The following is a 9,391-nucleotide window of genomic DNA, read 5'->3' as shown; positions in this document are numbered from 1 at the left end:
CCGAGATCACCGCAGCAGCCCTCGTCCTGCTCCACCTTCAACGAGGAACCGCCAAATCAGCCTGGTGAGAACACCTCAGTGTGTCGCGCTTGCGGCGTAGCGACGCCACTGCCACGACGTGCCGAGGAATGCCCCGGAGTTCGCGATCAGTGCCCTAGTCCGTGTTGCTGGTTGCAGAGACTATCCATGTCCTTCTGCACCTGTAAACCCGTGCCGGCAGAAATCAAGTCGTCTGATGAATCTCCGGTCCTGGGGCCCACAAACGGCCTCTTGCCATCCTGTGGCAGGTGTGGTTGAGTCTGCCCGCAAGGGATGGTCGCCTCCCCTCGCAGCGTTGCCGCGGGTGGGGCGGTCCGTGGGGGGAGCCGTAGTATCCCTTCGTCGTTTCCGGTGGACGGCGTGGCCAAGCGCCGGACGCTTCCGTCGCGCTGAGTGCCCGATCGCACGGAATGCACTTCCCCCAGGGTCCACAAAGCAGGAAGCCAGTCTGTCGTGGGCTGCTCCGCCAGAGGGGGAATCAGCTAGATGACTGACGCGGGCTGCCCGGAAGATGCAATTGCGATCATCGGAATGTCATTCCGATTCCCCGGTGCTGGCGATCGGGCTACCTTCTGGAGCAACCTCGTCGAGGGCCGGGAGTCGCTGACCCGGCTGGAGCCTGACAGCCTCCGCGCGGCGGGCGTGCCGGCCGACGAAGCCGCGGACCCGGACTATGTGGCCGTGGCCCCGTTGATGGAGGGCGCCGACGAGTTCGACGCCGAGTTCTTCGGGTACACGCCGCGCGAGGCGCAGATCCGCGACCCGCAGAGCCGGCTGTTTCTTGCACACTGCCACGCCGCCCTAGAGGACGCGGGGCACAATCCGCGCTCGCTGCCGGGTCACGTCGGCGTCTTCGGTGGGATGGCGAACAACCTCTACGGCGAGCACAACGTCGCCCGCAACGCCCGCGTGCGCGAGGCCGTCGGGGGGATGGCGATCGAGGTCAGCAACAGTCCGGACTACCTGTGCAGCAACGTCTCCTACCGGCTCGGGCTCAACGGTCCCAGTCTCACCGTCCAGGCCGCGTGCTCAACTTCGCTCGTTGCCGTGCACCTGGCGAGCCAGTCGCTGCGCAGCGGGGAGTGCGACGTCGCACTCGCGGGTGGCGTCGAGGTCGAACTGCCCTACGGCGCCGGCTACCTGTGGGCAGAGGGGAGTATCTACTCGCGCAGCGGGCACGTACGCCCGTTCTCAGCGGACGCGGACGGCACGGTGTTCGGCAGTGGGGTCGGGGTCGTGGTCCTGCGCCGTCTCTCCGAGGCCCTCGCCGACGGCGACGCCGTCTACGCCGTCGTCCGCGGTTCGGCCGTGAACAACGACGGCGCCGACCGGGCCGGCTTCACGGCTCCCGGTGTCCGCGGACAGTCGGCCCTCGTCCTCGAGGCGCTCGCTGACGCGCAGGTCGACGTGGGATCGATCGGCTACGTTGAGGGTCACGCGACCGGCACGCTCGTCGGAGACCCGATCGAGGTCGCGGGTTTGAAGCACGCATTCGCCGCTGCGGGGGACGCCCGCGCGCACGAGGTCCCCCTTGGGTCCGTCAAGGGCAACGTCGGTCACCTCGGTCCGGCTGCCGGCATGGCGGGGCTCGTCAAGGTCTGCCTCGCCATGCAGCACGGGGCGATCCCGCCGACCATCAACGTCGACGAGGTCAACCCACGGCTGGGCCTCGACGGCAGCCCGTTCTTCGTCGCGCGGGAAGCGGTCGCATGGCCCGACGGCGTCCGTCGCGCAGGCGTCAGCTCGTTCGGAATCGGCGGCACGAACGCGCACGTCATCCTTGAGGAGGCACCGGGACGCGAAGCGCAGGCAGCCCTCGTCGACGACCGGCGCGCACGGGAAGCGGCCGTCGTGCTGCCGGTCTCGGCCCGCAACGCCGCCGCGCTCGACCGCGCACGCGCCCAACTGGCCGAACACCTGCGCGCGCACCCGTCGACGGACCTCGACACCGTCGCATGGACCCTCCAGGACGGGCGCACCTCCTTCGAGCACCGGACGGCTGTCGTGGCGCGCGACGTCGCCGACGCCGTTGCGCACCTCGAGGCGCCTGCGCGGCCGGTCCGCGCGGGCGCGAACCCGCGGACCGTCCTCATGCTGCCCGGGCAGGGCGCGCAGCACCCGGCCATGGCGCGTGAGCTGCTCGCCGAGGTGCCTGCGTTCGCGGCGTCGGTCGAGGCGACCCGCGCGCGCGTCCTGGCACACAGCGGCATCGACGTCCTGCCGCTCCTGACAGACCCCGACGTCGACCCGGCGCTCCTCGCGGAGACCCGCGTCACCCAACCACTGCTCTTCACGACCGAGGTCGCGACGGCCGCCGCCCTGAGCGCCTGGGGTGTGGTCCCCGAGGCATTCGTCGGTCACTCGGTCGGTGAGATCGCGGCGGCCCACCTCGCCGGTGCGCTCGACCTCGATGACGCGACGCGCCTCGTGTGCGAGCGGGGCCGCCTCCTGCACGAGAGCCCCCCCGGCGCGATGCTCGCCGTCGCCGCCGACTGGCCGGACGTGCAACCCCTCGTCGGCCACCTCGTCGAGCTCGCGGCCGTCAATGCGCCACGGTCAATCACCGTCGCCGGGAGCGACGACGACGTCGTCGCCGCGGCGGCCCTCCTCGGGCGTCTCGCGCTGCCCACCGTCCGGCTGCGGACATCGCACGCCTTCCACTCCCGGTCCGTGGAGGCGGTCGGTCGGCAGCTTGCGGCCGTGGCCGCGACGCTCACCTGGCGCCCCGCGACCGGCCGGTTCCTGTCCGGGGTGACCGGTGAGTGGGCAGACGAGGCGACGTACACCGACCCGGCGTACTGGGTGCGTCAGGTACGCGAGCCGGTCATGTTCGACGCCGCACTGCGCACGCTCCTCGACGGGACGCCGACCGTACTCGTGGAGTCGGGACCGGGACGGACCCTGAGCGGGTTCGCGGCCGGCCGATCCGGCGCGCGCACGGTCGCGACCGCAACCGGCGAACAGCGGGGCGCGGGCGCGCTGCAGGCGTCGCTCTGGGAGGCCGGGGTGCCGCTCGACTGGCGGTCCACCTGGCCGGCGACACCGCCGCGCACGCACCTCCCCACGTACCCCTTCGAGCGGACCCGGCACTGGGTCGACCCGGACCCCGAGGAGGCCGCCGACGTGGATCGCGTCGGCGAACCGGTCGCGCTCCGCACCCTCGACGACGGCGCCTTCGGGCTGCCGCTCTGGCGCGAGACGGTGCCGACCACCACGGGCGCGTCCGCAGGAAGTCCCGTGCTCGTCATCGCCGAGGCACGCGACGACGCCGAGGGCTTCGTGCGTGCGTTCGCCGGGGCGGGCTCCACCGTCGTCGGCCTCGCCCGAGGGCCGTTCGTCACCGAGGCCGACCCGGACGACGCGGGTGGCGCGTGGTGGTCCGCCGACCTGGCAAGCAAGGACGAGGTCGTGGCCGTGGTCCGTGAGCTGGCGCTGCGGACCGGCGCGGACCACGCGACCGTGCTCGTGGTCGCACCTGCGGACGGCGGCGAGCACCTCGACGCGATGGTGCGCTCGGCGAACGGGCTGTTCGACCAGCTCCTCGTGCTGGCGCAGGCCCTGGCGTCCGTCCCCACGCTCACGACCGAACTCGTCGTCGTGACGTCGTCCCTCTACGACGTCGGCGTCGGCGCGACCACCGCACCGGGCCAGGCGACCGCGCTCGGGCCCGTGCTGCTCCTGCCCCGCGAGGCGACGCACACGAGCGCGCGTCTCGTCGACGTCGTACGCGAGCGCGGGGAGGTCACCGATGCGTCGGCGGCCGCGGTCGTGCGCGAGGTCGGTCGCCGGGGCGCCGAGACCAGAGTGGCCCTGCGCGACGGGCGCCGATACGCGCTGGGGTACGAGCCGTTCGGCCTGCCGCGCTCGAATCGGGTCCCGTTCGAGGACGACGCGACGTACGTGGTGACCGGCGGGCTGGGGGGCCTAGGCCTGGAGGTGGCGGAGGCCATCGCCCGGGTGGCCCGGGTCAACTTCGTCCTCGTGAGTCGCCGCACCTTCACTCCGCGCTCCTCGTGGGACGCAGCCGCTGCGGACCCCGCGACGCCCGAGACCAGACGTCGACTGCTGGACCGACTGCTCGCAATCGAGGCCACCGGCTCACGTGTGACGGTCGAAACGTGCGACGTCACCGACGCCGAGGAGGTCCGGACGCTCGTCGGAAGGCTGCGGGCCCGCGGAGTGCGCGTGCGCGGCCTGCTCCACTCGGCCGGCGTGGCGGGCGGTGGCATGCTCGCTGGTCGCTCGCACGAAGCCGCCCACGCGGTGCTCACGCCGAAGGTCGAGGGCACCGTGAACCTCTACCGTGAGCTTGGTGAGGAACTCGACCTCCTGGTGCTGTTCTCGTCCGTGACGGCCGTCACCGGAACGTTCGGGATGGTCGACTACTGCGCGGCGAACAACTTCCTCGACGCGTTCGCTGCCTGGGCCTCGGCGCGGGGGACACGGACGATCTCGATTGGCTGGGCTGGCTGGAGCGAGGTCGGCATGGCCGAGGAGCTGCGCGGCGCGGCGCCCGCGGCATTCCGCGCCCTCCAGGAGGGCGGTGACGTGGCCGACTGCGCCCATCCCCTGCTGGACCGGATGGTGCAGCAGTCTGCGACCGAGATCATCGCGGAGACAGACCTGTGGCCGGGTCGGCACTGGGTGACCAGCGAGCACGTGATCCGTGGTCGCGAGGTCGTGGTAGGGACCGCGCTGATCGAGATGGTGCTGGCCGCCCACGCGGAGGCCGTCGGAACCCCGGTGCACGTCGAGAGCGCCGCACACCTGGCCGCGGTTGCGGTCACCGGGCCCGTGCTGCTGCGCACGCGCTTGGTCCGCCCTTCGGTCGACGAGCCGTGGCAGGCGACGGTCGAGTGGACCGCACCAGACGGCCCGGACCGCGCCTGGTCCATCGCGCTCGCCGCGTCCCTCGTCCCCGGTGGCGTGCCGGTGCCCTCGCTCGTGGATGTCGACGCCCTACTCGCCGAGCACCCGGGCACCGTGCCGGCCGAGAGTCTGGCCGCGCCCCACCTGTTCCTTGAGTTCGGCGAACGCTGGCGCTCGATCGTCGCTACCTCCTATCGCGAGACATCCGAACTAGCACGGCTCGTGCTGCCTGCGCAGGTGAGGCAGGACGCCGACCGGTACATCCTGCACCCAGCGCTGCTCGACGTCGCCGTGGGCGACGCACAGCACGGGCTCCTCCGGGTCCCGGGGACGAGCTATCTGCCGCTGTCGTACGAGAGCATTGGGTGGAACGGGCCGCTGCCGTCCGTCGTGTGGTCCCACATCCGACACCGCGACGACCGGACCGGCGCGATCACCGTGGCCGACATCGAACTGCTCGACGCCGAGGGGCGGCTGCTCGTCGAGGTACGGGGGTTCGCGATGCGCCGGGTCGAGCACGACCGCTTCAGCGCGGAACTCGCCGCCCCACCGGTCACCGGTCCGGGCTCGCGTCACGCACGGGGGCGCTCGACAGCTACACGACGCTCGACCCTGCGACCGGGGTCGACGCGCTCGAGCGCATCCTCGCGTGGCCGCCTGCCGCCCACGTGCTCGTGGTCCCGGAGGGCATCGACCAGGCGATCCGTGCAACGGCGGGCTTCAACGTCGACCTCGTGGCGGAGCAGCTGGGTGACGTCCGGCTCGGCACCGTGAGGGACGAGATCCATGCCGACGCCGTCGACGGCCCGAGCACACCGCTCGAGGCCAGGCTCGCGGAGCTGTGGTCCGACGTGCTGGGCGTCGGCCGGGTGGGGCGGTACGACAACTTCTTCGACCTCGGCGGCAACTCGCTCGTGGCGGTCCAGCTCGTGTCGCGACTGCGCAGCGCTCTCGACATGCGTGTGAGCATCGCCGTGCTCTTCGAGAACCCCACGCTGGAGGCGCTCGCGACCGCGCTCGCCGGCGACGTGCCACCCGTCGTGGCGTTGCTCGAGGCCGTCCGGTGACCGGGACGCTCCTGTGCCTGCCGCCCGCGGGCGGGGTGCAGACGGCGTTCCGCGACTGGCCAGCCGAGGTGGGCGGCCTGGACGTGTTGCCGATACGCGTGCCGCGATCGCGTGAGGATCGCAGCGCAACCATGGCCGAGCACGTCGGAGAGGTCGTGCTGCGCCACATGCGCCATGTGACGAGCGGCGACTGGGCCGTGCTGGGCCACAGCGTCGGCGCCCACGTGGCGCTGCACCTCGTCCGTACTGTCCTGGACCTGGGGCTGCCCGCGCCGCGTCGGCTCGTCGTCGTCGCGTCGCGTCCGCCCGGGCATCCTGACCCGGAAACGCCTCTGCACCGGCTGTCCGACGACCGGCTCGCCGCTCGCATCGCCGAGTACGGCGGCATCGCGCCCGAGCAGCTCGACGACCCCGACCTGCGTGCGCTCGTGCTCCATCTTGTGCGGACGGACCTGCGGCTCGCCGAGCTCGCGCCGCCCGTCGACGGTCCGTTGCCCGTGCCGGTCACATCGATCGGCGGCGACCGGGACGCCTCCGTGCCGGTCGAGCTGCTTCCTCACTGGGGGGCCGCGACCACCGTCGGTCACGAGTCGCACGTCGTGCCGGGCGGTCACTTCTTCGAGGACCCCCGCGCCGTACTCCACCTTGTCGCGCGCGCGGTGAACGGTGCGCCGGCGACGATCGCAGTTGGCAGAGCATGAGGAGGAGACACATGGAAGAGACGACAGTCGAGATCGCCGAGAGCGAGAAGGCTCCGCCGCGCGACACAGCTGACGTGCTCGTGGTCGATGCCGTGACGATGGAGTACCCGGGGCGTTCCGGCAAGGGGCGGCACCGGGCGGTGGACGAGCTGTCCCTCGGTGTGCGGCGGGGCGAGATCGTCGCCCTATTGGGTCGCAACGGCGCCGGGAAGTCGACGCTGATCCGCATGATCAGCACGATCACGATTCCGACGTCGGGCACCGTGCTCGTCGACGGGCACGACGCCGTCGACGACGACGAGGCGGCGCGCCGCTCGCTTGGCGTCGTTCTGGGCGGTGAGCGCAGCGTCTACTGGAAGCTCACGGGTCGGCAGAACCTCGCGTTCTTCGCCGCGCTCCGCGGGATGCGGGGCCGGCGCCGTACCGAGGCGGTCCTGCACGCCCTTGCCCGCGTCGACCTCACCGACCGCGCCGATGACTACGTCGAGGAGTACTCGACCGGCATGCGCCAGCGTCTCGTCATCGCGCGGGCGCTCCTGGGCGACCCGGCTGTCGTCGTGCTCGATGAGCCGACCGCCGGCCTCGACCCGCACGCGACCGCGTCACTCCAGGAGCTCATCTCGGGCCTCAGGTCGGCCGGGCACGCGATCCTCCTCGCGACGCACCACATCGAGGAGGCCGAGCTCATCGCTGACCGAGTGGCGGTGATCGACGAAGGTCGCCTGGTCGCGCTCGACACGCCGCACGCCCTCCGATCATCGGTGGGCGCGAGCGGGACCCTCACGTGCGAGCTCTCGCCGCCGCAAGGTCAGGACCTCATGACGCTCATCGAGGGGTTCGGAACGCCGCTCGACGTGCTCGCCACGTCCGACGGCCCGGAGGGGCGCATCATGGCGACCCTCGGCGGACGCCTCGACGACGCCGTGGTCGCGCGCCTGGTCACGCACGCGGTGGGCCAGGGCTGGACGATGCACAGCATGCGGGCGGAGCCGGTGACGCTGCGCCACGCGTTCCTCGTCCTCACGGGGCACGAGATCACCTCGGACGAGCCCGAGGAGCGCGACGATGAGGACAGCTGAGACAGAGTTCGTGGCGCTGCGCGCGATCGTCGTCCGGGACCTGCGCACGATGTGGCGGTACCGGGCCGGCTACTTCGGTATGTTCGCGACGGCCGTTGTGCTGCCGCTCATGTACTACGCCCAAGCGATGGGCTTCGCCGGGACATCCGACGAAGCGCTCGGTAGCTTCCGCGACCTCAGCGGCACCGACGAGGTCGCGGGCTTCATCTACCTCGGCTGGGCCGTGCTGATGTGGGTCTCCGTCGTGATGTACGGTCCGGCGTCTGCGCTGCGCACCGAGCGGCTCCGCGGCACTCTCGAGGCGATCCTGCTGACCTCGGTCTCGCGCCGCACCCTGCTGATCGGCTCCTGCATCGCACCGATGGTGCCGACAGTGATCATGTTCGGGATCGTCTGCTTCTTCATGTGGGGGTCGATCGGTGTGCCCCTCACGGGTCCCGATCTTGTCCGGCTGGTGCTGGTGATCCTCGTGTCGACACCCGCGCTTGTCTCGCTCGGAATGATCTTCAGCTCGTTCACGATGCTCACGCGCGACTCCGACGGCGCCGTGTCGATCGCCCAGGCATTCGTCTCGGTGCTGTGCGGGGTGACCTACCCGATCGCCGTTCTTCCCGAGGCTCTCCAGTGGATTAGCCAGGCGCTGCCGCCCACGCAGACCATCCTTCTGCTGCGCTCGGGAACGCTTGGCGGCGTCGCCCTCGCCGAGATGGGGGGCCGGGTGCTGTACCTGCTGGTGATCGCGGCCGTCCTCGTCGTGGTGGCGGACTTCGCTCTCGACCGTGCGCTAGCGCACGGTCGCCGGACAGGAAGGCTGGCCCTACATTGACCGCTCTCGCCGTCATCGGACGGAACGTCCGCAACGCCCGGCGCTACCCGCTCAACACCGCCGACCTGCTGCTGCTCACGCCGCTGGCGCAGACGATCCTGCCATCGGTCCTCCTAGGGGCCGCGTTCCTCGTCGACGGCAACGCCGTCGGCCTCGAGCAGAACACCGGCACGACAGAGCTCCTCTCCTGGCTCGTGCTAGGCGTCGTGGTCACGTCCGCCATCGTCGGAGTCGTGTGGACCATGACGGGCGACATCTCCGGAGCGCGTGAGACCGGCGTCCTCGAGACGCTATGGGCCAGCCCGACGTCGCCCGCCAGGCTTACGCTCGGGTCCGGCCTGTCCGGATTCATCTTCACGCTCGTCGCGAGCGCCGTTGTGATCATCGTTGCCATCCCCTTCGGCGCCGACTTCCGGCTCGATCGGGCTGCCTGGCTCATACCGATCTTCGCGCTGCTCCTGCTCGCCGTGCTGGGCCTCGGGTATCTGCTCGCGGGTCTCCTGCTGATCGTCCGCGAGGCCGAGTCAGCACTCGACGCCGTCGGGTCGATAGTCAGCGTGTTCTCGGGCTCGGTCTTCCCGCTCATCGTCCTCCCTGGGCCGCTGTTGGCCTTCGCGCAGATCCTCCCGACCACGTGGATCCTGGACCTCCTGCGTCACGTGCTGCTCGGCAGCACCCTCATGCAGCCGTGGTCGACGACATGGCTCGCCGCGGCCGGCCTGTCGATCGGGCAGCTAGTGCTCGGCCTCGTCATCTTCCACATCTGCGTGCGAGCGGTACGCCGTCGCGGCACCGTGGGGCAGTTCTGAC

6 protein-coding genes are annotated in these 9,391 nt (G+C 71.2%); all 6 read left to right on the top strand.

What is annotated here, in order from left to right; translation table 11 throughout:
• Positions 1-525 precede the first annotated feature (525 nt).
• Genes H9623_RS08010 through H9623_RS07985 form a run of 6 tightly spaced genes read left to right on the top strand, consistent with a single transcriptional unit; the run spans position 526 to position 9,390 of the window.
• Positions 526-5,682 (top strand): type I polyketide synthase, encoded by a 5,157-nt coding sequence (locus H9623_RS08010; RefSeq protein WP_227748336.1) that lies wholly within the window; start codon positions 526-528, stop codon positions 5,680-5,682.
• Entirely contained in the window at positions 5,643-5,975 is a 333-nt protein-coding gene (locus H9623_RS08005; RefSeq protein ID WP_193719534.1) for a phosphopantetheine-binding protein, read from the top strand. Before H9623_RS08010 ends, H9623_RS08005 begins: the two co-directional genes overlap by 40 nt.
• Positions 5,972-6,676 (top strand): thioesterase II family protein, encoded by a 705-nt coding sequence (locus H9623_RS08000; protein ID WP_193719513.1) that lies wholly within the window; start codon positions 5,972-5,974, stop codon positions 6,674-6,676. Before H9623_RS08005 ends, H9623_RS08000 begins: the two co-directional genes overlap by 4 nt.
• A gap of 11 nt (positions 6,677-6,687) precedes the next feature.
• On the top strand, positions 6,688-7,755 hold the full coding sequence (locus H9623_RS07995; RefSeq protein ID WP_227748335.1) for an ABC transporter ATP-binding protein: 1,068 nt from the start codon (positions 6,688-6,690) through the stop codon (positions 7,753-7,755).
• Between the two features lie 10 nt (positions 7,756-7,765).
• Positions 7,766-8,581 carry an ABC transporter permease gene (locus H9623_RS07990; protein WP_193719512.1) on the top strand — a complete coding sequence of 272 codons (816 nt, stop codon included), beginning with the start codon at positions 7,766-7,768 and terminating at the stop codon, positions 8,579-8,581.
• A complete protein-coding gene (locus tag H9623_RS07985) occupies positions 8,578-9,390 on the top strand; it encodes an ABC transporter permease (RefSeq protein ID WP_193719511.1) in 813 nt (270 codons plus the stop codon). The genes H9623_RS07990 and H9623_RS07985 overlap by 4 nt, the downstream gene beginning before the upstream one ends.
• Position 9,391: the final 1 nt, after the last annotated feature.

This window comes from Oerskovia douganii (genome assembly GCF_015142735.1).
GTDB classification, from domain to species: domain Bacteria; phylum Actinomycetota; class Actinomycetes; order Actinomycetales; family Cellulomonadaceae; genus Oerskovia; species Oerskovia douganii.
Note: the sequence above shows the minus strand (reverse complement) of the source record. Positions and strands in the feature narration are given on the sequence as shown.